The organism is Amycolatopsis sp. cg9, from assembly GCF_041346945.1.
Classification (GTDB): Bacteria; Actinomycetota; Actinomycetes; order Mycobacteriales; family Pseudonocardiaceae; genus Amycolatopsis.
Window position 1 is genome coordinate 4,107,851 of record NZ_CP166850.1, and the last position, 22,632, is coordinate 4,130,482.

Annotated in this window: 22 protein-coding genes and 1 tRNA gene; 17 read left to right on the top strand and 6 right to left on the bottom strand. The window is 70.7% G+C overall.

Features of this window, described 5'->3' with window-relative positions; translation table 11 throughout:
• Positions 1–11 precede the first annotated feature (11 nt).
• On the bottom strand, positions 12–1,004 hold the full coding sequence (locus AB5J73_RS19785) for an aldo/keto reductase (protein WP_370971155.1): 993 nt from the start codon (positions 1,002–1,004) through the stop codon (positions 12–14).
• 171 nt (positions 1,005–1,175) lie between these two features.
• On the opposite strand from AB5J73_RS19785, the gene AB5J73_RS19790 reads away from it, so the two are divergent.
• Positions 1,176–1,919 carry an SDR family oxidoreductase gene (locus AB5J73_RS19790; RefSeq protein WP_370971156.1) on the top strand — a complete coding sequence of 248 codons (744 nt, stop codon included), beginning with the start codon at positions 1,176–1,178 and terminating at the stop codon, positions 1,917–1,919.
• Between the two features lie 33 nt (positions 1,920–1,952).
• Here the strand turns inward: AB5J73_RS19790 and AB5J73_RS19795 are convergent, their stop codons facing one another.
• On the bottom strand, positions 1,953–2,903 hold the full coding sequence (locus AB5J73_RS19795) for a helix-turn-helix domain-containing protein (RefSeq protein ID WP_370971157.1): 951 nt from the start codon (positions 2,901–2,903) through the stop codon (positions 1,953–1,955).
• A 71-nt stretch (positions 2,904–2,974) separates the two neighbouring features.
• On the opposite strand from AB5J73_RS19795, the gene AB5J73_RS19800 reads away from it, so the two are divergent.
• The 3 genes from AB5J73_RS19800 (at position 2,975) to AB5J73_RS19810 (ending at position 4,686) form a co-directional block, all read left to right on the top strand.
• The gene (locus AB5J73_RS19800) at positions 2,975–3,562 is read left to right on the top strand and encodes an HD domain-containing protein (protein WP_370971158.1); all 588 of its coding nucleotides are present in this window, start codon (positions 2,975–2,977) and stop codon (positions 3,560–3,562) included.
• A 22-nt stretch (positions 3,563–3,584) separates the two neighbouring features.
• Positions 3,585–3,956, top strand: coding sequence for a hypothetical protein (locus tag AB5J73_RS19805; RefSeq protein ID WP_370971159.1), 372 nt, complete (start codon positions 3,585–3,587; stop codon positions 3,954–3,956).
• 523 nt (positions 3,957–4,479) lie between these two features.
• Positions 4,480–4,686: a hypothetical protein gene (locus tag AB5J73_RS19810; RefSeq protein WP_370971160.1), complete on the top strand. Its 207-nt coding sequence runs from the start codon at positions 4,480–4,482 to the stop codon at positions 4,684–4,686.
• Positions 4,687–5,035: 349 nt separating this feature from the next.
• Here AB5J73_RS19810 and AB5J73_RS19815 read toward each other — a convergent pair.
• Positions 5,036–5,108: transfer RNA gene (locus AB5J73_RS19815), tRNA-Ala, on the bottom strand.
• Positions 5,109–5,382: 274 nt separating this feature from the next.
• Here AB5J73_RS19815 and AB5J73_RS19820 point away from each other — a divergent pair.
• The 10 genes from AB5J73_RS19820 (at position 5,383) to AB5J73_RS19865 (ending at position 18,226) form a co-directional block, all read left to right on the top strand.
• Positions 5,383–7,560, top strand: a complete 2,178-nt coding sequence (locus tag AB5J73_RS19820; RefSeq protein ID WP_370971161.1) for an RICIN domain-containing protein — start codon at positions 5,383–5,385, stop codon at positions 7,558–7,560.
• A 141-nt stretch (positions 7,561–7,701) separates the two neighbouring features.
• Complete coding sequence (locus AB5J73_RS19825) at positions 7,702–8,256, top strand: HdeD family acid-resistance protein (RefSeq protein WP_370971162.1); 555 nt, start codon at positions 7,702–7,704, stop codon at positions 8,254–8,256.
• Between the two features lie 14 nt (positions 8,257–8,270).
• The gene (locus AB5J73_RS19830; RefSeq protein ID WP_370971163.1) at positions 8,271–9,197 is read left to right on the top strand and encodes a ribonuclease Z; all 927 of its coding nucleotides are present in this window, start codon (positions 8,271–8,273) and stop codon (positions 9,195–9,197) included.
• Positions 9,198–9,207: 10 nt separating this feature from the next.
• Complete coding sequence (locus AB5J73_RS19835) at positions 9,208–10,860, top strand: FAD-dependent oxidoreductase (RefSeq protein WP_370971164.1); 1,653 nt, start codon at positions 9,208–9,210, stop codon at positions 10,858–10,860.
• Positions 10,857–12,275, top strand: a complete 1,419-nt coding sequence (locus tag AB5J73_RS19840; RefSeq protein ID WP_370971165.1) for an ATP-binding protein — start codon at positions 10,857–10,859, stop codon at positions 12,273–12,275. Before AB5J73_RS19835 ends, AB5J73_RS19840 begins: the two co-directional genes overlap by 4 nt.
• On the top strand, positions 12,275–13,768 hold the full coding sequence (locus AB5J73_RS19845) for a carboxylesterase/lipase family protein (protein ID WP_370971166.1): 1,494 nt from the start codon (positions 12,275–12,277) through the stop codon (positions 13,766–13,768). The genes AB5J73_RS19840 and AB5J73_RS19845 overlap by 1 nt, the downstream gene beginning before the upstream one ends.
• Positions 13,769–13,850: 82 nt before the next feature.
• Positions 13,851–14,924: a hypothetical protein gene (locus tag AB5J73_RS19850; protein WP_370971167.1), complete on the top strand. Its 1,074-nt coding sequence runs from the start codon at positions 13,851–13,853 to the stop codon at positions 14,922–14,924.
• Between the two features lies 1 nt (position 14,925).
• Complete coding sequence (locus AB5J73_RS19855; RefSeq protein WP_370971168.1) at positions 14,926–16,053, top strand: toxic anion resistance protein; 1,128 nt, start codon at positions 14,926–14,928, stop codon at positions 16,051–16,053.
• Positions 16,053–17,663, top strand: coding sequence for a substrate-binding domain-containing protein (locus AB5J73_RS19860; RefSeq protein WP_370973239.1), 1,611 nt, complete (start codon positions 16,053–16,055; stop codon positions 17,661–17,663). The genes AB5J73_RS19855 and AB5J73_RS19860 overlap by 1 nt, the downstream gene beginning before the upstream one ends.
• Complete coding sequence (locus AB5J73_RS19865; protein ID WP_370971169.1) at positions 17,660–18,226, top strand: hypothetical protein; 567 nt, start codon at positions 17,660–17,662, stop codon at positions 18,224–18,226. The genes AB5J73_RS19860 and AB5J73_RS19865 overlap by 4 nt, the downstream gene beginning before the upstream one ends.
• Positions 18,227–18,353: 127 nt before the next feature.
• On the opposite strand, the gene AB5J73_RS19870 is transcribed toward AB5J73_RS19865, so the two are convergent.
• From AB5J73_RS19870 to AB5J73_RS19880, 3 genes are all read right to left on the bottom strand, one after another.
• Positions 18,354–19,166 carry an LmeA family phospholipid-binding protein gene (locus tag AB5J73_RS19870; protein ID WP_370971170.1) on the bottom strand — a complete coding sequence of 271 codons (813 nt, stop codon included), beginning with the start codon at positions 19,164–19,166 and terminating at the stop codon, positions 18,354–18,356.
• A gap of 81 nt (positions 19,167–19,247) precedes the next feature.
• The gene (locus AB5J73_RS19875; RefSeq protein ID WP_086865576.1) at positions 19,248–19,502 is read right to left on the bottom strand and encodes a hypothetical protein; all 255 of its coding nucleotides are present in this window, start codon (positions 19,500–19,502) and stop codon (positions 19,248–19,250) included.
• 148 nt (positions 19,503–19,650) lie between these two features.
• A complete protein-coding gene (locus AB5J73_RS19880; protein WP_370971171.1) occupies positions 19,651–20,556 on the bottom strand; it encodes an ornithine cyclodeaminase family protein in 906 nt (301 codons plus the stop codon).
• Between the two features lie 17 nt (positions 20,557–20,573).
• Between AB5J73_RS19880 and AB5J73_RS19885 the strand changes: the two genes are divergently transcribed.
• The 3 genes from AB5J73_RS19885 to AB5J73_RS19895 are packed head-to-tail and all read left to right on the top strand — an operon-like array spanning position 20,574 to position 22,524.
• Positions 20,574–21,182 (top strand): pentapeptide repeat-containing protein, encoded by a 609-nt coding sequence (locus tag AB5J73_RS19885; RefSeq protein ID WP_370971172.1) that lies wholly within the window; start codon positions 20,574–20,576, stop codon positions 21,180–21,182.
• Between the two features lie 29 nt (positions 21,183–21,211).
• Positions 21,212–21,811, top strand: coding sequence for a sulfite oxidase-like oxidoreductase (locus AB5J73_RS19890; protein ID WP_370971173.1), 600 nt, complete (start codon positions 21,212–21,214; stop codon positions 21,809–21,811).
• Entirely contained in the window at positions 21,781–22,524 is a 744-nt protein-coding gene (locus tag AB5J73_RS19895; protein ID WP_370971174.1) for a ferredoxin reductase, read from the top strand. Before AB5J73_RS19890 ends, AB5J73_RS19895 begins: the two co-directional genes overlap by 31 nt.
• Positions 22,525–22,632: the final 108 nt, after the last annotated feature.

Sequence of the window (22,632 nt, forward strand, 5' to 3'; positions counted from 1 at the left end):
GGCCGGCAGCTCTAACCCCGAGCGACCTCGACGGTGTGCGCGGGGAGGTAACGCTCGCCGAGCACCTGGTCGCTCAGCGGGTCCAGCGCGGCCAGCGCCTCGGCGTCCAGGGTGAGCTCCAGCGCGGCCGCGTTCTGCTCCAGCCGGGCCGGGCTGCGGGTGCCCGGAATGGCCGCCAGCGCCACCCCGAGCCGCTCGGCCTGGGCGTACACCCAGGCCAGCGCCACCTGAGCCGGGGTGGCGCCCAGCCGGCCGGCCACCTCCCGCACGGTCTGCGCGATCTTCTCGTTGGCCTCACCCGCTTCGCCGGCGAAGCGGGGGTTGGTGCGCCGGAAGTCCTTCTCGCCCAACGCGGAGCGATCCAGGGTCCCGGTCAGGAACCCCCGCCCCAGCGGCGAGTACGGCACCAGCCCGACCCCCAGCTCGGCCAGCACCGGGGTGACCGCCTCGACGTCACGGGTCCACAGCGAGTACTCGCTCTGCACCGCGGTGATCGGGTGCACCGCGTGCGCCCGCCGCAGCAGCTCGCCGTCGACCTCGGACAGCCCCAGGTGGCGGACCTTGCCCGCCTCGACGAGCTCGGCCATCGCCCCGACGGTCTCCTCGATCTCCACGTCCTGGGGCGGGCGGTGGGCGTAGTACAGGTCGATCACGTCGACGCCCAGCCGCAGCAGCGAGGCGTCACAGGAGCGCAGGACGAAGTCCCGGGCCCCGCGGATGCGGCGCGCCCGGTCGCCGCCGCTGCGGTCGATGCCGAACTTGGTGGCCAGCTGCACCCGTTCCCGGCGGCCGTGGATGGCCCGGCCGACCAGCACCTCGTTGTGCCCGGTGCCGTAAGCGTCGGCGGTGTCGAGGAACGTGACGCCCAGCTCCAGCGCCCGGTCGATGGTGGCCAGGCCGCCGTCCCAGTCGGCGGCGCCGTAGCTCTCGCTCATCCCCATGCACCCCAGGCCCATCGCGCTGACGGCGAGACCGGGCGAGCCGAGCGTGGTTCGGGTGATCATGCGCGGACTCTCCTCTTGCCCGGATCACCGGGCGGTAGGGCTGACGAACGCGGCCGACGCTAGGACCTGGAGCGCGCTCCAGGTCAAGCCCCGCCACCGCGGGATCAGGCTGCCGGATGTGAGGTCGTTCACACGTGGTCACAGCCCGGCGGAAAGCGGTGTCTGGTGGGCATGACGAACAGCGAACAGACCTCGGTGTTGATCACCGGAGGCAACAAGGGACTCGGTTTCGAATCGGCCCGGCGGCTCGGCGAGCAGGGCTGGACGATCTTCCTCGGCTCACGGGACGAAGGCCGTGGCCAGGCGGCCGCCGACAAGCTGGCCGCGGGTGGCGCGAACGTGGTCATGGTCCCCCTGGACGTGACCTCGGACGAGTCGGTCGCCGACGCCGTACGGCTCGTCCGGAAGCACACCGACCGGCTGGACGTGCTGATCAACAACGCCGGCGCACCGGGAAACGCCGTCCCACCCGCGGACGCGACGGCCGAGGAGATCCATTCCGTCTACGACACCAACGTGTACGGGCCGGTCAGGGTCACCCACGCATTCCTTCCCCTGCTGACCGCGGCAAAAAATCCGCGGGTGGTGATGGTGTCCAGCGGCGGCGGCTCCTTCGCGGTCATGGCCGACCCCACGCAGCCCGTCTCCAAAATGCACGAGCTCGCCTACAGCTCATCGAAAGCGGCGCTGAACATGATCACCGTCCGCTACGCCCAGGCGCTCCCGAACATCAAGTTCAACGCGATCACCCCCGGCGAGGTCGTCAACCGCAAGTTCACCGCAACCGACATGAACAACCACACCGGCCAGCTGACGGTCACCGAGGGCACCGACCCGATCATCGAACTCGCGACGCTCGACGCCGACGGACCAACCGGGATCTTCATCGATCGTCTCGGCCCCGTCGGCTGGTAACCGCAACCCGTGGAGCGGGGATCGCCCAGGCGGTCACAGGTTTGTGATCGTGGTGCTGTGCCGGAAAAGCGCCCGGTACTCCTGGGGTGAGGTGCCGATGTGCCGGTGGAACGCCGCTCGCACCGAGGAGGGCGCACCGAGTCCGGTGAGGCGGCCGATCCGTTCCACGGGCATGGTGGTCGTCTCCAGCAGTTCGCGTGCGCGGTCGATACGGGCGTCGGCCAGCCAGGCCATCGGCGAGGTGCCGGCTTCCTCCCGGAACCGGCGGACGAGAGTCCGCCGGGACATGTGGGCGCGTTTCGCGAGGGCGTCGATGGTCAGTTCGTCGGCGAGGTGGTCGAGCATCCAGTCCCGCAGTGGGGCGAGCTGGTCGCCGGTCGCGTCGGGGCGGAGCCGTTCGATGTACCGCGCCTGGCCGCCGGTGCGCCGCGGCGGGGCGACGAGGGCGCGCGCCCGGGTGTTGGCCGCTGCGGGGCCCTGGTCGCGACGGACCAGGTGCAGGCAGAGGTCGAGGCCCGCGGTCACGCCGGCGGAGCTGAGGATGTCGCCGTCGTCGACGTACATCCGGTCCAGCACGACCTCGATCTTGGGGTACTGCCGGCGGAGTTGACCGACGTACTGCCAGTGCGTGGTCGCGGGGCGCCCGTCGAGCAGACCGGCCGCGGCGAGGGCGAACGCGCCGACGCAGATGGAGACCAGCCGGGCGCCGCCGTCGTGGGCCGCGCGCAGCGCGTCCAGGACCTCCGACGGCGGCGGCGTGGCGATGTCCTGGTAGCCGGGGACGAGCACGGTGCCGGCTCCGGCCAGCGTGTCGAGGCCGGCGGTGGCGGTGACGGTGAACCCGGCGCCGGGCACCGGTCCGGGGCGCCCGGCCGTGCAGACGACCATCTCGTAGTACGGATCGGCCGCGAAGATCTGTGTCGCGATCCCGAATTCCAGCGCCGGCACGCCGGGCAGGACGAGGACCGCGATCCGGTGTGTCATGGCCCGATGATAGCGGTGGCTGGCCCTCGGGCCACTGTTCGGTGCGCCGGCCGGCTCCTACGGTTCGATGTATGACCAACGCACTTGCGCTGCCCAGCGGCCCACTGGCCGATGCGAGCCTCGCCGTGGCGCGGCAGTCGGAGAGCTCGCCGATCATCGAGCACAGCATCCGCAGCTTCCTGTTCGCCCGCCTGGTGGCCGAGCAGGAAGGCTCCGTGCACGACGCGGCCTACGACGAGGACCTGCTCTTCGCTGCCTGCGTCCTGCACGACCTGGGCCTGGGCACGCTCGCGGCGGGCCAGGCCCGGTTCGAGGTGGAGGGCGCGGACCTGGCTGCCTCCGTGCTGACCGAGCACGACGTCCCGGCCGCGGACGTCGACCGGGTGTGGGAGGCGATCGCCCTGCACTCCTGCCTGGGTGTGGCCGACCGGCGGGGTGTCCTGACCTACCTGACGCACAAGGGTGTGTTCATCGACGCCGGTCGCTTCGGCGATATCGACGCCGCCGGGCTACGGCCGGTCTATGCCGCGTATCCACGGCCTGCCGACCATCGCTTCCTGGAGGATGCGATCGTCGAGCACGCTGCCCGCTCGGAGGCGGCGGCGCCCCCTTACTCGATCGCCGCCGAGTTGCTTCGGCGACGCCGGGCCGAGGCATGATGTCGTCGCCGGGCGCGATCAGGTGCTGCACGAAGTGGGGCTCCAGCCCTCGCTGTTCGAGCGCCGAGCGGAACTCGTCAAGCTCGATCGGCACGTAGGTGACCTTCCGGCCCAGGGGCCGGCTCATCACCTCGGCGATCTGGTGGTGGTCGAGTTCCACCGGCCCGTACAACGGATACGTCTTCCCGGCGTGCGGTTCGGGGTCGGCCAGAATCGCGGCGATGCCCCGGCCCTGGTCCTCGGCGGCGATCGGCGCGCGTCGGCGAACGGCAGCCGGAGTTCGCCGGTCGCGGCGTCCCGGAAGTTGATCAGCCATTCGGCGAAGAACGTGGGCCGGATGTGGGTCACGGCGCCGGTGAAGTGGTCGAGGACGCGATCGGCCGGCCAGCGTTGACGGGCGCGTTGCTGGCGGCGTCGCGGCGGCCGAGATCTGCGACATGGTGACGATGGCGCCGACGCCGTTCTCCTCGGCTGCTTGCCGCAGCGTGGCGGTGGCCTCCAGCAATCCCGGAGCGATCGGGTAGGTGAGGTAGGTCGCGTCGATACCGTCGGCGGCCCGGCGGACCAGGGCGCGGACGTGGTGGCCCCGGTCGAGCAGCGTGCGCGCGGCGTTCGCACACCGGTTTTGCCGGCCGCGCCGGTGATGAGGATGTGGCGAGGCATGGCGGGTCCCTTCGGCTGCTGGGTGAGTCGACAACGCAGGACTGCTACGCCACGGCGTTGCGGAAGGCGTCACGGCGGCTGACGGCGCTGTACGACGAGGCGCTGGCTCCCGCCGGTCTGCGTTCGACGCAGTACGCCGTCCTCGGTGAACTCGTCGGCGGCGAGCGAGCCACGATCAACGAACTGGCCAGGACTCTCGTGCTGGATCGCTCAGGCCTCGGGCACTCGTTGCGTCCGCTGCAGCGCGATGGCTTGTGCGCCTGGAGAAGGGCACCACCGACCGCCGCAGCCTCAACGTCGTGCTCACCGAAGAAGGGCGTCATCGGTTCGAGCAGGCGCTTGTGTTGTGGCGCTCGGCGCAGGACCGGGTCGTCGCGGCGCTCGGAGCGTCGGTGGCCGACCGGCTTCGCGACCAGCTGAACGCAATCGCCGAAGACGATCAGCTGCGATCGCAGCCGTAGCGAACCGACGGCCAGGCGCAGGGGACCGAGCACTGCCTGACCGCCGACGCATCGCCGCGGTTCAGGTCAGGCGGATGCGGGCCGCCACGAATGCCGGTCGCGATTCTCGCGGTGATAGCGGCTTGTGCGGGCGCGATGTTGCTGGCGTCGGCGCCAGGTTGACCAGGCCTGCAGGCGGGCCAGAACACGTGCGGGCTCGACGACCAGGGCGGCCGAGCAGCCGGGCGATCTCGTGCAGGTCAACCGATCGGCCCGGCCGGTGCGGGCCGGGTCAAGGCTCTGGATCCGGATCAACGAAAAAACCGCCCTACCTGGATCTTCTGATCCGGTGGGCGGTGTTTCATCAGAGTGGAGCTAAGGGGACTCGAACCCCTGACCCCCTCACTGCCAGTGAGGTGCGCTACCAGCTGCGCCATAGCCCCGAGGCGAAGGTGAACTCCGCATCTCGTATGCCCATACATTACACCCCGCCCAGACCCCCTCCGCGCGGGGGTACCTTCACCCGTCACAACCCGCTGACCTGCACTTTCACACCTTATTTTTAGTCGTGTATTGACTCCCGGTGTGGCCGCCGTTACATTTTGCGCGGTTGTGACGCCGAGGTCCCCGCCCGTTACGCCGCGTCTACCCAGACCGGGCACGCCTCTGCCGTTTCCTGCTCGATGGACGCCGCGAACGCGGCAGAGGAGGTTTCGCATGAAGAGGGTGACGACGCTGCTCGCGGCGGCGTTGGTCCTGGTCGGGAGCGCGGTCGCGGCGCCGAGCGCTCAAGCCGCCATCACGCCCGACGGCTGGTACACCGTGGCCGCCGCCAACAGTGGGAAGTGCGTGGACGCGCGGGCCGCCGGCACGGCCGACGGGACCGTCGTCCAGCAGTACACCTGCAACCAGAGCAGCTCGCAGCAGTGGCAGTTCCAGTCGACCGGGGACGGCTACTTCCGGGTGAACGCGCGCACGAACCCCGCCGCCGCCTGGGATGTCACCGGGGTCTCCACCGCCGATGGTGGTCTGGTCCAGCTGTGGTCGTACTCGAACGGGGCCAACCAGCAGTGGCAGGCCGTCGACGAAGGCAACGGCCGGTACCACTTCGTCAGCCGCAACAGCGGGAAGTGCCTCGACGTCCCCGGTGCCTCGACCGCCGACTCGGTGCAGCTCCAGCAGTACGCCTGCAACGGCACCGGCGCGCAGTCCTTCATGCTGACCCCCGTGAACACCAGCCAGCCGGGCCAGCCGGACTTCGGGCCGAACGTCGTGGTCTTCGACCCGTCCATGCCGAGCTCGACCATCCAGAGCCGGCTCAACAGCATCTTCGGCCAGCAGGAACGCAACCAGTTCGGCAGCCAGCGCTACGCCGTGATGTTCAAGCCGGGCACCTACGCCAACGACGTCAACGTCGGCTTCTACACGCAGGTCCTCGGCCTCGGGCTGAGCCCCGACGCGGTCAACATCAACGGCGCCGTGCACGTCGAGGCCGACTGGTTCCCGCCGCAGAACGCCACCCAGAACTTCTGGCGGGGCGCGGAAAACCTGTCCGTGACCCCGACCGGGGGAGCCGACCGGTGGGCGGTCAGCCAGGCCGCGCCGTACCGCCGCATGCACGTCCGCGGTGACCTGCAGCTCGACGACGGCGGCTGGGCCAGCGGCGGCTGGATCTCCGACACGAAGATCGACGGCCAGGTCCGCTCCGGCTCGCAGCAGCAGTGGATCTCCCGCAACTCGCAGTTCGGCAGCTGGAACGGCTCGAACTGGAACATGGTCTTCGCGGGCGTCCAGGGCGCCCCGGCCAACACCTTCCCGAGCCCGCCGTACACCACGGTCGCCCAGACGCCGGTCGTGCGCGAAAAGCCGTTCCTCTACGTCGACGGCGGCGGCAACTACCAGGTCTTCGTGCCCGGCGTGAAGACCAACGCGTCCGGCACCAGCTGGGCGAACGGCACCGCGCCCGGCACGTCGCTGCCGATCGACCAGTTCTACATCGCCAAGCCCGGCGCCACCGCCGCGGACATGAACGCCGCGCTGGCCGCGGGCAAGAACCTGCTGGTCACGCCCGGGGTCTACCACCTCAACCAGGCGCTGCACGTGACCCGGCCGGACACCGTCGTGCTCGGGCTCGGCATCGCCACGCTGGTCCCGGACGGCGGTGTCACCGCGATGAACGTCGACGACGTCGACGGCGTCAAGGTCGCCGGCCTCCTGATCGACGCCGGCACGACGAACTCGAACACGCTCATGCAGGTCGGCCCGGCCGGCTCGACCGCGAACCACGCGGCGAACCCGACGTCGCTGCACGACGTGTTCTTCCGGATCGGCGGCGCCGCGGTCGGCAAGGCGACGAACAGCCTGGTCGTCAACAGCAGCAACGTGATCGGCGACCACATGTGGATCTGGCGCGCCGACCACGCCGACAACGGCAACTACGTCGGCTGGGGCACCAACACCGCCGACACCGGGCTCACCGTGAACGGCGGCAACGTCACGATGTACGGCCTGTTCGTCGAGCACTACCAGAAGACGCAGGTCGTCTGGAACGGCAACGGCGGCCGGACCTACTTCTTCCAGAACGAGATGCCCTATGACGTGCCGGACCAGGCCGGCTGGATGAACGGGTCCACGCCGGGCTACTCCGCCTACAAGGTGGGCCCGAACGTCACCAGCCACGAGGCGTGGGGGCTGGGCAGCTACTGCTTCTTCAGCACCAACCCCTCGGTGGTCAGCGCGCACGCGTTCGAGGCGCCGAACAACCCGAACGTCCGGTTCCACGACATGGTGACCGTCTCACTGGGCACCCAGGGCCGGATCAACCACGTCATCAACGACACCGGCGCCATCACCCCCGACGGCACCCGGCCGTCGAACCTGGTGAGCTACCCCTGAACAACCGGCGTGCGCCGTGGTGGCGGCCGCGGCGCACGCCGGTCCTCAAGTCCACAGTGGATACCCCCGAACGGGTTGTTCGGGGAGCCGGAGCGGGTGGCCGTCGCGATACTGGGTTCCCCATCGATCCGGGAGCGGCAGATGACCTCTTTCGCAGCGTTCTCCGTCGTCGAACCCCGCAAGGCCTGGCCGCTGGTGGCCGTCCGCGGTGCGTTCGCCGTGCTCTTCGGGCTCTTCGCGCTGATCTGGCCGGGCGCCACCGTGCTCGTCCTGGCGATCCTCTACGGCGTGTACGCGATCGTCGACGGCGTCGGCGGCCTCATGCAGGCCTTCCGCCCGGGTGACGCCGGGCACCGCGCCGCCTACGGGATCCTCGGCGTGCTCGGCATCGTCGCCGGGATCCTCGTCCTCGTCTGGCCGGGCCTCACGGTCCTGCTGCTGGCCCTGCTGGTCGGCCTGTGGGCGATCGTCACCGGCGTCGCCGAGATCGTCGCCGCGATCCGCCTGCGCAAGCAGATCCAGGGCGAGGCCTTCCTCATCCTGGCCGGCGCGATCTCCGTGCTCGCCGGCGTCCTCATCGTGATCAACCCGATCGCCGGCGCGTACGGCGTCGCGCTGCTCGTCGGCATCTACGCGCTGATCTACGGGATCGTGCTCCTGGTTCTGGCGTTCCGGCTCCGGAAACTCGCCGGCTGAGTAGCGTCGCGGGGGTGTCGACCCGCGAACTGGTGGTGCTGGGCACCGCGTCCCAGGTGCCCACGCGCCACCGCAACCAGAACGGCTACCTCCTGCGCTGGGACGGCGAGGGCATCCTCTTCGACCCCGGCGAAGGCACCCAGCGGCAGATGCTGCGGGCGGGTGTCGCGGCCACGGACATCACCCGCATCTGCATCACGCACTTCCACGGCGACCACAGCCTCGGCCTCCCCGGGGTGGTCCAGCGGCTGTCGCTGGACGCCGTGAAACACCCCGTCCACGCCCACTTCCCGGCGTCCGGCGCGCACTACTTCGAACGGATGCGGCACGCGACGGCGTTCCACGAGCAGGCCGACCTGCGCGAGCACCCCATCGACGGCGACGGGCCGATCGCCACCGGGAAGTTCGCGCTGGAAGCGCGGCGCCTGAGCCACCCCGTCGAGGCGTTCGGCTACCGGCTGACCGAGCCCGACGGCCGCACCATGCTCCCCGAGCGGCTGCGCGAACACGGCATCACGGGCCCGGACGTCGGCCGGCTCCAGCGGGAAGGGCACCTGAACGGCGTGGACCTGACCGACGTCAGCACGCCCCGCCCCGGCCAGCGGTTCGCCTTCGTCATGGACACCCGCCTCTGCGACGCCGTCTACGCGCTCGCCGAGCACGCCGACACGCTCGTGATCGAGGCGACCTTCCTCGCCGAGGACACCCACCTCGCCCGCGACTTCGGCCACCTGACCGCCCGGCAGGCCGCGCGGGTCGCCGCCGAGTCCGGCGTCCGGCAGCTCGTGCTGACCCACTTCTCGCAGCGCTACCCCGACCCGGCGCGCTTCCTCGAGGAGGCGAAGGCCGAGTTCGACGGCGAGATCGTCGTGGCCGAGGACCTGGAGCGGGTCCAGGTCCCGAAACGCCGGTCTTGGCCAGCGGACACCCCGGCGCCGTAGGCTGCAAGGCGTGAGCCAGCCGATCCTGATGACCGTCGACGACGATCCCGCCGTGTCCCGCTCGGTCGCCCGTGACCTGCGGCGCCGCTACGGCAAGGACTACCGCGTCATCCGTGCCGACTCCGGCATGGACGCGCTCGAAGCGCTGCGCGAGATCAAGCTGCGCGGCGACGCCGTCGCGGCGATCCTCGCCGACTACCGGATGCCGCAGATGGACGGCATCGCCTTCCTCGAGCAGGCGATGGACCTGTTCCCGCACGCCCGCCGCGCCCTGCTGACCGCCTACGCCGACACCGACGCCGCGATCCAGGCGATCAACGTCGTCGACGTCGACCACTACCTGCTCAAGCCGTGGGACCCGCCGGAGGAGAAGCTCTACCCGGTGATCGACGCGCTGGTCGAGACGTGGCGCGCGGTCGGCGACAAGCCGGTCGAAGAGGTCAAGCTCATCGGCCACCGCTACAACTCGCCGTCGTTCCACCTGCGGGACTTCCTCGCCCGCAACGCCGTCCCGTACCGCTGGTACTCGGTCGACGACGACGAAGGCTGCCGGATCCTGCAGGCCGCCGAAGCGACCGAAGCCGACATCCCGGTGGTCGTCACGCCGGACGGCACCGTCCTCAAGAACCCGACCGGCGGCGAGATCGCCGACGCGGTCGGTTTGTCGACCCGTCCGGCGCAGGAGTTCTACGACCTCGTCGTGGTCGGCGGCGGCCCGGCCGGCCTGGGCGCCGCGGTGTACGGCGCTTCCGAGGGCCTGCGCACGGTGCTCGTCGAGAAGAAGGCCACCGGCGGCCAGGCAGGCACGAGCTCGCGCATCGAGAACTACCTCGGCTTCCCCGACGGCGTCTCGGGCGCGCAGCTGACCGACCGGGCGCGCCGCCAGGCCCAGAAGTTCGGCGCCGAGGTGCTGACCGCGCGCGACGTCGTGGGCCTGGAAGCCCGCGGCTCGTCCCGCGTGATCACCTTCGGCGACGGCAGCGAGATCGCCGCGCACTCGGTGATCCTCGCCAGCGGCGTCAACTACCGCGCACTGGCGGCGGACGGCATCGAGGAGCTCACCGGCCGCGGCGTCTACTACGGCTCGGCCGCGACCGAGGCGCCCGAGTGCAAGGGCGAGCACGTCTACATCGTCGGCGGCGCCAACTCGGCCGGGCAGGCCGCGGTGTTCTTCTCCCGGCACGCCAGCGACGTCACGATCCTGGTGCGCGGCGAGTCCCTCGAGGCGTCGATGTCGCACTACCTGATCGAGCAGATCGCCGGCATCGAGAACATCCACGTCCGCACGCACACCACGGTCAAGCAGGTCCACGGCGACGGCCACCTCGAGCGGATCACGCTCTGCGAGAACGGCGTCACCGAGACGGTCGACTCCGGCCACCTGTTCATCTTCATCGGCGCGGTCCCGCGCACCGACTGGCTCGGCGAGGCGATCCACCGCGACGAGCACGGCTTCGTGCGCACCGGCCCCGACCTGGTGGCGGGCGGGCAGCGGCCGGCGGGCTGGGCCCTCGACCGTGATCCGCACTACCTCGAGTCGTCCATCCCCGGCGTGTTCGTGGCCGGCGACGTGCGGTCCCAGTCGGTCAAGCGGGTGGCCTCCGCGGTCGGCGAGGGCGCGATGGCCGTGACGCTGGTACACCGGTACCTGGAGGAACAATGAGCGCACTGCCGCGGGAAGAGCTTCGCGGGCTCTTCCTGTTCGAACACCTTTCCGAAGAACAGCTCGACTGGGTGGCCGCCAATGCCGTGCTCGAGGAGTACGAGGGCGACTCCACCGTCATCAGCGAGGGCGGCGAAGCCACCTGCTTCTACGTCCTCCTGAACGGCGCCATCCGGATGACGCGCCTGGTCAGCGGCACCGAGGTCGAGACGAACCGGTCAGACCAGCGCGGTGCCTACTTCGGCGCGACGCAGTTCTTCGTCCACCAGGACGCCGAGCACACCTACGGCGCCACCGTGCGGGCGCTGTCCGACGTCACGCTGCTTGCGCTGCCGTCGAAGGAGTTCTCCGTCGAGTTCCGCAAGTGGTTCCCGATGGCCACGCACCTCCTCGAGGGCATGTACCTCGGCTGGCGCAACAGCGACACCGTGATCGGCTCGCGCCGGCGCCTGCTCGCCCTCGGCGAGCTCTCCGCGGGCCTGACGCACGAGCTGAACAACCCGGCGGCCGCGGCCGTGCGGGCCACCGCGTCCCTGCGCGAGCGCGTCGCCGGCATGCGGCACAAGCTGGCCTTCCTGGCGAAGAAGGACATCGACCCGGAGCTGCTCTACCAGCTCATCGACGTCCAGGAGCGCCTGGTCAAGCAGGTCGCGCAGGCGCCGAAGCTGACCGCGATGCAGCAGGCCGACCGCGAGGACGAGATCGGCGACTGGTTCGACGACCGCGGCATCGACGGCGGCTGGGACCTCGCCGACATCTACGTCCGCGCCGGGCTGACCACGCCCGACCTCGACCACGTGCTGGAGCAGGTCGGCGACACCTTCATCGACGGCGCCGTCCGCTGGCTCGCCTACGCGCTCGAGACCGAGATGCTGATGGGCGAGATCGAGGACTCCACCACGCGCATCTCGGCGCTGGTCGGCAAGGCCAAGCAGTACTCCCAGATGGACCGCGCGCCGCACCAGTGGGTCGACGTCCACGACGGCCTCGACTCCACCCTCGTGATGCTGTCGGGCAAGATCGGCGGCATCCGCGTCGTCAAGGAGTACGACCGCAGCCTGCCGAAGATCCCCGCGTACCCGGGTGAGCTGAACCAGGTCTGGACGAACATCATCGACAACGCCATCGGCGCGATGAAGGGCGACGGCACGCTGACCCTGCGCACGTGGGGCCAGAACGAGCAGGTGCGCGTCGAGATCGGCGACACCGGCCCGGGCATCCCGGCGGACGTCAAGCCGCGGATCTTCGAGCCGTTCTTCACCACGAAGCCGGTCGGCGAAGGCACCGGGCTCGGCCTGGACATCTCGTGGAAGATCGTCGTCGAGCGCCACCAGGGCGACCTGCGCGTCGAGTCCGAACCCGGGAACACCCGGTTCGAGGTCTGCCTGCCGACGGTCGAGCAGGCCTCGCTCTGATGGCGTCCGTCCCGACGGTCACGACCGAGCTCGGGGCGCTGGTGGGGCTGGCGGGCGACGGCGTCCGCGTGTGGCGCGGGATCCCGTACGCCCGCCCGCCGGTCGGCGAGCTGCGCTGGAAGGCGCCGCGGCCGCCGTCGCTGTCCGGTGGCGTGCACGTCGCCACCGAGTACGGGCCGCACGCGATGCAGTCGCCGGACCCGATGAACCCGTCCGCGGTGTGCGACGAGGACTGCCTGTACCTCAACGTCTGCACGCCGGAAGGGCCCGCGCCCGAAGGCGGCCAGCCGGTGCTGTTCTGGCTGCACGGCGGCGGGTACCGCGTCGGCCACGGCGAGCAGCTGGGCGACGGCGAGGAGTTCGCGCGCGCCGGGATCGTCGTCGTCACGATCAACTACCGGCTCGGCTCGCTCGGGTTCCTGCACCTCGCCGGGATCTTCGGGGACGCCGAAGCGGACGCCGGGGTGTGCGGCCTGCTCGACCAGATCGAGGCGCTGAAGTGGGTGCGCCGCAACATCTCCGCGTTCGGGGGCGACCCGGAGCGGATCACGGTCTACGGCGTCTCGGCGGGGGCGAAGAGCCTCGGGAACCTGATGGGCAGCCCGCTTTCCGCCGGGTTGTTCGCCCAGGGGATCAGCAGCAGCGGCGGCGCCGACCACGTGGCGACGCCGGACGCCGGGACGGCGCTGGCGCGGCGGCTCCTCGACGAGGTCGGCTGCCACGACGCCGAAGCGTTGCGGTCCTTGCCCGCCAAGGAGTTCATCGAGGCGCAGGAACGGATCCTGACCGGGCTGCAGGCGCTGTGGCTCTGGCGCCCGACCCTGCACCCGCGGGTGCTGCCCGAGGTGCCGATCGAGCCGATCCGGCGGGGGAGCGCGGCCGGGATCCCGCTGCTGATCGGCTGCAACAGCAACGAAGGCAGCACGTACGCGCTGATGCTCGGCGACGACGTCGCGACGGCGCCGGCGAGCGTCGTCCTGAACGGCATCCTCGGCGAGGAACGCGCTTCGCACCTCCTCGAGACCTACCTCCGGCGCGTCCCCGACCTGAAGGCGGCGAAGATCGCCGCGATGGGCGACGAGCGCTACGGAATCCCGACGCAGCGCCTCGCCGACGCGCAGTCCGCGCACGCGCCCGTCTTCCGCTACCGCATCGACATCGCCGCGCCCGGCGTGCCCGAGCAGCTCGACGGCGGCCACGGCACCGAGACGACGATGGCGTGGAAGGTCCCGATGCCGCTGTTCGACCAGGCCATCGCGGTCAACCCGAAGCGGGAGCGCGCCGCGCTGCTCATCCACCGCGCCTGGGTGCGGTTCATCCGCGACGGCGTCGCCGACGCCGACGGCCCCGAATGGCCCGCCTACGGACCCGAACTGCGCCCGGTGCTGGTTTTCCGGGAAGACACCGATCTGGTGCTCGACCCACGGCCGGACGAGCGGAAGTCCTGGGGCGACACGGAATGGGCGTCCGGGACCTGGTTCCCGGTGACCTGAGACCGTTCCTTCACCCGCCGTTCACTTCGAACGGGCTCGCTCCCGCGTCCAATGAGCGAAGGCCCATCGAGGGGAGTGGCTCGTGAAACGCCGGGTGTCGATCGGACTGGCCGTGGTGCTCGTGCTGGCCGTCGTCGGGGTGATCATCTGGGGGCGTGGCGACGGCACCGCGTCCGGTGTCGCGACCGTGCGCGGGGTGATCGGCTCGGAGAAGCAGGCGTTCTTCACCGACCAGCGCGTGGCCGACGCCTTCGCGCGGCACGGGCTGAAGGTCGAAGTGGACACCGCGGGCTCGCGGCAGATCGCGACGACCGTGGACCTTGGCAAGTACGCGTTCGCGTTCCCGTCGTCTTCGCCCGCGGCGCAGAAGATCCAGCGCGACCGCAAGGTGACGACGGTGTACACGCCGTTCCAGTCGCCGATGGCGGTCGCCAGCTTCGAGCCGATCGTGGCGCTGCTGCGGGCGAACGGCGTGGTGCACCAGGGCGCCGGCGACTACGACGTGCTCGACATCGCGAAGTACCTCGACCTGGCGAAGGCCGGGACGCGCTGGGACCAGCTGCCCGGCAACACCGCCTACCCGGCCCGCAAGAACGTCCTCGTCACGACGACCGACCCGCGCGAGTCGAACTCCGCGGCGATGTACCTGTCGATCGTTTCCTTCGTGGCCAACGGGAACGCCGTCGTCAGCACGCCCGGGCAGGAGGCGGCGGTGCTGCCGTCGGTGGCGAAGCTGTTCCTGGACCAGGGGTACACGCAGAACAGCACCGAAGGGCCGTTCGAGGACTACCTGTCGGCGGGCATGGGGAAGACGCCGCTGGCGCTGATCTACGAGTCGCAGTTCGTGGACCGGGTGGTGCGCGGCGACGGCTCGATCCGGCCGGACATGCGGCTGCTCTACACGGCGCCGACGGTGTACTCGAAGCACACGATGGTGCCGTTGACGGCCGGCGGGGACGAGGTCGGGCGGCTGCTCGCCACCGATCCCGAGCTGGGCAAGCTCGCCGCGACGTTCGGCTTCCGCACCACCGACCCGAAGCTGTTCGCCGAGGTCGCCGCGCCGGCGCACGTGCCTGCCGACCTGGTGGACGCCGTCGAACCGCCGTCGTTCGAAACGCTCGAGCGGCTGCTCGACGCCGTCGGCAAGCAGTACTGACGTGGACTTCGCCCTCACCCCACCGGAACCGGTCGCCGCGATCCCCGTCGAGCGCGCCGCCGGCCTCATCACACTCGGCGAGGACACCCGCGCCGACGTGGCCGCGCGCGCCGACGGGTTCGCGACACGGCTGGCGGCGCTGGACGTCCGGTCGCCGGAGTTCACCGACCTGCTGGACGAGCTGCTGGCCGTCGGCGAGGCCGACATGCGGGCCGCGGCGGGCGTCGCGGGGACGATGCTCGACCGGTCGATGCGCAGCGTCGCGTCCCCGCAGGACGCGGTCACGACGAGCCTGGCCGGCCTGCGCCGCACGGTCGCCGGGCTCGACCCCGCGAAGCTGCCGCTGACCGGGCGGAAGCTGCTCGGGATGTTCCCGGTCGCCGCGGGCGCGAAGCGCGCTCTGGACCGTTACCGCGCGGCGAACGAGCCGGTCAACGCGCTCGTCGTCGACCTGCGCGGCCGCCAGGACGTCCTGCGCCGCGACAACGCCGCGATCAAGGGCGAGCGCGAGCGGCTGTGGAAGGTGCTGGGGAAGCTCGCCGAGGCGGCCGCCTTCGCCGAGGCCGTCGACGGCGCCATCGAACGGCAGGCCGCCGTCTTCGACCTGACGGACCCGGTGCGCGCGCAGGCGTTGCGCGGCGACGTGCTGTATCCGATCCGGCAGCGGCACCAGGACCTGCTCACCCGGCTCGCGGTCGGCGCGCAGGGCTACCTGGCACTGGACCTGGTGCGCAAGAACAACGACGAGCTGATCCGAGGCGTCGAGCGGGCGGTGTCGACGACGGTGTCCGCGTTGCGGGTCGCCCTGCTGGTCAGCGGCGCGCTGGCGAGCCAGCGGGACGTCCTGGACGAGGTCGCGGCGCTCCAGGCGACCACCGACGGGTTGATCCGCGCCAACACCGAGCTGCTGGCCCTGCAGTCCGCGGAGATCCGGAAGGCGAGCAGCGACCCGGCCGTCGCGACCGAGACGATCCGGCAGTCGTTCGACCGGATCTACGCCTCGATCGACGCGATCGACGGGTTCCGCGCCGACGCCGTCCGCTCGATGGCGGCGACCGTCGAGTCGCTGTCCGGGGAGATCCGCCGCGCCGAGGTCCACCTGCGCCGTTCGCACGAGGGGGAAGCATGATCCGGAAGCTGGGGGCGCTCGCCCTCGGTGTGGTGCTGCTGGCGGGCTGTTCGGATTCTTCGTCCGCCCCACTGGGCGATCCTGAGCCGGGCGTGCTCAGGGTGCTCGCGGGCAGTGAGCTGGCGGACCTGCAGCCGGTGCTCGACGAAGCCGCGAAGGCCACCGGCGTGCAGGTCAAGTTCACCTTCACCGGGACCCTGGAGGGCGCCGAAGCGCTGGCGAACGGCAGCGTCGACGGGAAGTACGACGCGGTGTGGTTCTCGTCGAACCGCTACCCGGCGGCCATTCCCGAAGCGGCGAAGCGGCTCGGGAACCAGGTCAAGATCATGAGCTCGCCGGTGGTGCTCGGACTGGCGACGTCGGTGGTGCAGCGGCTCGGCTGGGCGGGGAAGCCGGTCAGCTGGGGCGAAATCGCGGCGCAGGCCGGGAAGAAGGCGTTCAGCTACGGGATGACGGACCCGTCGGCGTCGAACTCCGGGTTCTCGGCGCTGGTCGGGGTCGCTTCGGCGCTGGCCGGCGCGGGCAACGCGATCGACGCGCGGCAGATCGCTTCGGTGACGCCGCAGCTGACGCAGTTCTTCAGCGCGCAGGCGCTTTCGGCGGGCTCTTCGGGCTGGCTGTCGGACGCGTACACGCGGCGGGCGACCGGGCAGGATCCCGGGCAGAAGGTCGACGGACTGATCAACTACGAGTCCGTCCTGCTCTCGGCGAACGCGTCCGGGAAGCTGCCGGAGCCGCTGACGCTGATCTACCCGAGCGACGGAGTCGTCACGGCGGACTACCCGCTGACCCTGCTGGCGGACGCCGGTTCCGACGCGCGCTCGGCGCACCAGCGGCTTTCGGACCACCTGCGGACGCCGGACGTCCAGAAGCGGATCATGGAGACGACGCAGCGGCGTCCGGTCGTCCCGGGCGTCGCGCTGGGGGCGCAGTTCGCCGCGCACGACCTCGTCGAGCTGCCGTTCCCGGCGACGCAGCAGGCCGTGGACGCGCTGCTCCAGGCGTACTTCGACAAGATCCGCCGCCCGTCGCGGACGCTGTACGTGCTCGACACGTCCGGGTCGATGAAGGGCGACCGGATCGACTCGCTGCGATCCGCGCTGGCGGGGCTGACCGGCGCGGACAACTCGCTGACCGGGCGGTACCGGCGGTTCCGGAGCCGTGAAGAGGTGCTGATGCTGCCGTTCAACACGCGGCCTTCGGGGGCCACGACGTTCACCGTGCCGGAACAGGACCCCACGACCGAGCTGGCGCGCATCAAGGCGTTCGCGGAGGGTCTGTCGGCCGGCGGTGGGACGGCGATCTACGACAGCCTGGCGGAGGCGTACCGCGAGCTGGAACCGTTGCAGGCTCGCGATCCGGACCGGTTCACGTCGATCGTCCTGATGACCGACGGCGAGAACGCGAACGGCTCGTCGTTCCCGGACTTCAAGCTGGCGTTCGGGACGATCCCGCCGTCGGTGAAGCAGGTCCCGGTGTTCACGGTGCTGTTCGGCGAAGGCAGCAGCGACGAACTGACCGACGTCGCCACGATGACCGGCGGCAAGGTGTTCGACGCGCGCGAGGTCCAGCTGTCCGATGTGTTCAAGGAGATCCGCGGGTACCAATGATGCTGCGCTATCTGGGCTCGGCCAAGAACCTCGCCGGCTGCGTCGGCGGGCTGATCGGCGTCGTGCTGTACCTGACGGGGGCGGTCGGCTGGTTCTGGCCGTTCGTGGTGGTGGCGTTGTACCTGGCGGGGGCGCTGCTCGCGCCGGGTGAGAAGGTGCGGCTGGTCCCGGATGCTCCGGCTTCGCTGCGGTCTTCGCTGGAAGCGCTGGTTTCTTCGGTGACCGCGCAGTCGTCGCGGCTGCCATCGTCCGCTGTGGACACTGTCCGGCGGATCGCCGAGGTGCTCGCCGACCTGCTCTCCCGCCCGGACCGGCTCGCGGCCGATCCCGATCTGCGGCACGCGGTGGTCCGGCTGGTGGGGACGGATCTGCCGCTGTCGGTGCAGACGTACTTGAACCTCCCGTGGTGGTTCGCGGCCCGGCGGGCGAGCGCGGGGGAGGAACTGGTGGTGCAGCTCGGGTTGCTGGAGACCGAGGCGCACCGGGTGGCGGAGCGGTTCTACGCGGCGGAGATCGACCGGCAGGCGGACCACACCCGGTACCTGCGGGACCGGGAAGCTTGAGTCGGGGCTCTTTCCGTTGCCGCGCAACGCTTTCCCAGCTCTACCCGTGTGAGTGATGTGTTCGAACGGACGTTCGAGTACGTTGGCCGGTGAGAGCCACTACCGGCTCACTGCACGCGAGGGAGAGTCATGAACGAGCGCCGAGTTTGGGCAGTGTCAGCGTCACGGCCGCCGTGGTCAGCCAGCTCAGCAGGTCGGGCAGGGGGATGCGCGAAAGCCGGTCCGGCCATTCTTCCGCCACGGTGTGCAGCACCAGTTCGTCGTGCCGCGGCTCCACCTTCGTCAGCTTTATCCCCGGCGGAAGTTCCGGTAGGGGAAGCACGATCGGCTGGAAGCGGCGTGGCGGCCGTAGTCGTCGTTGTCCGATGTGGAGGGTCTGCGGCACGAGCACGACGGCGTCGTCGGCCACCTCGGGGCGCAGGGTCAAGTGGCCCCAGAGCGGGCGCTTCGCCCAATGGATCTGCAGCAGCCCGCTGTCGGCCGGAGCCGCGACGATCCCGGGGCGGACTTTCGCCACCCGTTCCCGCAGCACGTCGGCGGACACCGCGATCTGCAGCTCGACGCGAGCGGGTTTGGCGGCCGGCGTGGGCAGCGAGCGGAGGCGGACGTCTTCGGCGAGCACAGTGACCCGGCGCAGCGGGATGCTGCCGCCTTCGGGTTCGGGCCAGTCGACGTCTTCGGCGACGATCCGGACGTCGCCGATCCGCCCGGTGGCCAGCCGGAGGTTGCCGGCCGGGTAGTCGAGTTCGGTGAGCGTCAGGCCGACCTCGCGGTCGTCGACCTTCGCGGTCAGGCGCCGTCCGACGAGCTGCTCGGTGACGGTCCGCGCCAGCGCGGCCGGCGTGACCGGGACGTTCGGCAGCAGCGAACGCCCGGCCGCGGCCAGCCCGGCCAGCTCAGGCCAGGGCGACCAGCCGTCGAACCACCTGCCGTCGCTCATCCGTCCAGTGTTGCCGAAGAACACTGCGGATGCCGAGGGCGGGTGGTCCGACGGTGGTGTGAAGCGGCGGGCCGCCGCCGGTCACCGGCCGGCGAAGCGGGCGATGATGCCGGTCACGACCAGCCAGAACACCGCGGCGAGGCCGAAGTCGAGGATGACGGCCAGGCTGGGGTTGCTCACCGGGAACAGCCCCGGGAAGAACAAGGCGAGAGGAACCGCCAGTGACTTGATGAAGACGAAGAACGCGTTGCCGGCGTTGGCACCGGCGAGCACCATGATCATGTAGAGAACTTCGATCCCCGCGAAGATCGCGCCGATCGCCGTGATGACCCGCACGGCCGTGTTCCGTCTGGTGGTGGTTCGCCAAGGAGACATGCCGCGAAAATTCCCGGATTGGGTGACCGATCAAACGCTCCAAGGCGCAGATTGCGCCGTTTGGCCGCTCCCTATTGCTCTCCGCCTCGCTCCGGACACGGATGGTGAGCTAATTCCGGGCTGGCGCGTCACCGAGGAGCCGGGCCACGGCCCAATCCTGCACGGCGAGACCGACGGACTTGAACACCGTCCGCCCGCCCACCGCCGGGGGCTCGCGCAGCGCGTGCCCCAGTTCGACGAGCTCCCCACGGGCGAGGAGCCCGGTCTCCACCGCGTGGATCACCTCACCGGCTTCCTCGAGCGCGGCCTCGACCTGATCCACCACCACGCACTCCGCCGTCGCCAGCAGCTCGGCGGGAAGCTCCCGCATGGACGGCAGATAGGACCCGATCGCGTTGACGTGAACCCGTTCGGGCAAGGCATCGGCAGCGAAGAGAGGAGTACTCGACGAAGTAGCGCAGCAGACGATCTCCGCGTCGGAAACCGCGTCTTCCGCACTCCCGGCGACCCGCATCGTCACATCCGGGAATTCGGCGCCCAGCCGTGCCGTGAAGGCCGACGCGCGCGAACGGTCGCGGCCGAACACGGCCAAGTGCCGCACCGGGCGCACGGCGGCCACCGCGCGCACCTGGTCGGCGGCCTGCGCGCCGGTCCCGAGCAGGGCGAGCCGGCCGGCGTCGGGCGGGGCGAGCAGGTCCGTGGCGACGCCGGAAGCGGCGCCGGTGCGCAGCGTGGTGATCTCGACCGCGTCGGCGACCACCTGACCTTCGGCGGTGTTCCACACCAGCGTGCCGAGGATCATCGGGGTCCGCCCGGCGGCCAGGTTGAGCGTCTTCACGACGGTCGTCGACGACGGGGTGTGGCAGGCGCTCATCACGAGCGTCGTGCCGCCGCCGAACGACAACCGTTGCGGCACCGCGAACCGGCCGGCGGCGAGGTCGAGGAACGCCTCCCGCACCGCGTCGACGGCGGCCGTCATCGGCACGGCCTTCCGGACCTCGTCGGCGTCGAGCATGCCGCTAGCCTGGCGGGGTGTCCGAGGCCACGCAAGATCCCGTCGAAGAGCAGCGGTTCTCCCGTGACGACTGGTACGGAGAGGAGATCACCGGGCGCCACTACGTGCGGTGCGAGTTCCTGGAGGTCGACTTCTCCGAGGCCGTCACGCGGAACTCCGTGTTCACCGACTGCGTGTTCGGCAACGTGCGCTTTAACGCGTCGCGGCACCTGGACTCGTCGTTCGCCGGCTGCGCCTTCAAGCGGTGCAACTTCTTCGACGCCGAGTTCACCGGCTGCAAGCTCGTCGGAGCCACGTTCACCGAGTGCGAGCTGCGTCCGCTGCGGGTCGTCGGCGGCGACTGGTCGTTCGCCGGGCTGGCGGGTGCCGACCTGCGTTCGGTCAGCTTCCAGGGTGTGCGGATGCGGGAAGCCGACCTGACCGGGGCCAACTGCGGCGGTGCGGTGTTCGCCGACGTCGACCTGTCCGCGGCGATGCTGCACGCGGTCAAGCTGCCGCGCGCGGATCTGCGGGGCAGCGACGTTTCGGCCCTCGACCCGGTGAACGCCGAGCTGGCGGGCGCGATCGTGTCACCCGAACAGGCTGCGGTGCTCGTCACGTCGCTCGGGCTGCAGGTCCGGGCGTAGGCTCGGCGGGACCGCGAAGGGAGTGCCGCATGGGTGTCGTGACACCGGGTTTCCAGGGCCGGGCCCGCAGCGGCAACCCGCGTCTGCCACCCGGTCAGTACCTGGCCGAGGACTTCCCGGTGCTGTCCGCAGGGCCTACGCCGCGCGTGCGCACCGAGACGTGGGAGTTCGCGGTCACCACCGAAAAGGGTGACAAGCACACGTGGAGCTGGGCCGAGCTGATGGCCCTGCCGAGCGAGAAGCCCACAGTGGACATCCACTGCGTCACCCAGTGGTCCAAACTGGACACGCGCTGGCGCGGCGTCGCGGTCGACACGCTGGTCGGCGGGCTCGACACCGAGGCCGACTACGTCATGGTCCACGCCTACGGCGGCTACACGACGAACCTGCCGCTGGCCGACCTGCTCGACGGCCAGGCCTGGATCGCCTACGAGTACGGCGGCAAGCCGCTCACCCCCGAGCACGGCGGCCCGGCGCGGCTGCTGGTGCCGCACCTGTACTTCTGGAAGTCCGCGAAGTGGGTGCGCGGGCTGGAGCTGAAGACCCGGGACGAGCCGGGCTTCTGGGAGAACGCCGGCTACCACGACTACGGGGATCCATGGCGCGAACAGCGGTATCAGGGCGACTAGCCTGGCGGGTCGCCCGCCTGGCCGAATTCCGCGACGAAACCCCGACGGCCCGCACGCTCGTCTTCGACCTGCCCGGCTGGCCGGGACACCTGGCGGGCCAGCACGTCGACGTCCGCCTGACGGCCGCGGACGGCTACCGCGCCCAGCGCAGCTACTCCCTAGCCGCCCCCGTGAACGGCGACCGCGTGGAGCTGACGGTCCAGCGCGTCGCCGACGGCGAAGTCTCCGAGCACCTCACCGGCCCGTACGCGATCGGCGACCCGGTCGAAATCCGCGGCCCGATCGGCGGCTGGTTCGCCTGGCGCCCCACCAACCCGGAGCCGGTCCTCCTCATCGCGGGCGGCTCGGGCATCGTCCCCCTGATGGCCATGATCCGCGCCCGCCGCGCGGCGGGCGTCCGCACCCCGTTCAAGCTGATCTACTCTCTGCGCACCCCGGCCGAGCAGTACTACGCCGACGAACTCCGCACCCCGGTGGCCGGCCTGGACATCACGTACGTCTACACGCGCGAACTCCCCGAAGGCCGCCCGGGCATCCCCAAGCGAATAGACGTGGCCACCCTCAACACAGCAGCCTGGCCCGCCGAGTTCGGCGCAACCTCCTTCATCTGCGGCCCGACAGCCTTCGTCGAAACAGCAGCCGACATCCTGCAGGCCCTGGGCCACGACCCCCACCGCATCCGCACCGAACGCTTCGGCCCCAGCCGCGACTGACCTACCCCGACCCGTTTTGGCTTGAGCCGCGCCCACCCCGCACAGTCCGCCCGGCGGCGTCCGGCGATCGCCGCGCGGCTCGCCATGGCCGCGCAAGCCGCCGGGCTA

Excerpts from the sequence above, each read along its gene's own strand:
- AB5J73_RS19895 (WP_370971174.1), top strand. The coding sequence starts at position 21,781 with ATGGCGCGAACAGCGGTATCAGGGCGACTAGCCTGGCGGGTCGCCCGC.
- AB5J73_RS19845 (WP_370971166.1), top strand. The coding sequence starts at position 12,275 with ATGGCGTCCGTCCCGACGGTCACGACCGAGCTCGGGGCGCTGGTGGGG.
- AB5J73_RS19825 (WP_370971162.1), top strand. The coding sequence starts at position 7,702 with ATGACCTCTTTCGCAGCGTTCTCCGTCGTCGAACCCCGCAAGGCCTGG.
- AB5J73_RS19865 (WP_370971169.1), top strand. The coding sequence starts at position 17,660 with ATGATGCTGCGCTATCTGGGCTCGGCCAAGAACCTCGCCGGCTGCGTC.
- AB5J73_RS19870 (WP_370971170.1), bottom strand. The coding sequence starts at position 19,166 with ATGAGCGACGGCAGGTGGTTCGACGGCTGGTCGCCCTGGCCTGAGCTG.
- AB5J73_RS19790 (WP_370971156.1), top strand. The coding sequence starts at position 1,176 with ATGACGAACAGCGAACAGACCTCGGTGTTGATCACCGGAGGCAACAAG.
- AB5J73_RS19840 (WP_370971165.1), top strand. The coding sequence starts at position 10,857 with ATGAGCGCACTGCCGCGGGAAGAGCTTCGCGGGCTCTTCCTGTTCGAA.
- AB5J73_RS19800 (WP_370971158.1), top strand. The coding sequence starts at position 2,975 with ATGACCAACGCACTTGCGCTGCCCAGCGGCCCACTGGCCGATGCGAGC.
- AB5J73_RS19795 (WP_370971157.1), bottom strand. The coding sequence starts at position 2,903 with ATGACACACCGGATCGCGGTCCTCGTCCTGCCCGGCGTGCCGGCGCTG.
- AB5J73_RS19785 (WP_370971155.1), bottom strand. The coding sequence starts at position 1,004 with ATGATCACCCGAACCACGCTCGGCTCGCCCGGTCTCGCCGTCAGCGCG.
- AB5J73_RS19880 (WP_370971171.1), bottom strand. The coding sequence starts at position 20,556 with ATGCTCGACGCCGACGAGGTCCGGAAGGCCGTGCCGATGACGGCCGCC.
- AB5J73_RS19820 (WP_370971161.1), top strand. The coding sequence starts at position 5,383 with ATGAAGAGGGTGACGACGCTGCTCGCGGCGGCGTTGGTCCTGGTCGGG.
- AB5J73_RS19890 (WP_370971173.1), top strand. The coding sequence starts at position 21,212 with ATGGGTGTCGTGACACCGGGTTTCCAGGGCCGGGCCCGCAGCGGCAAC.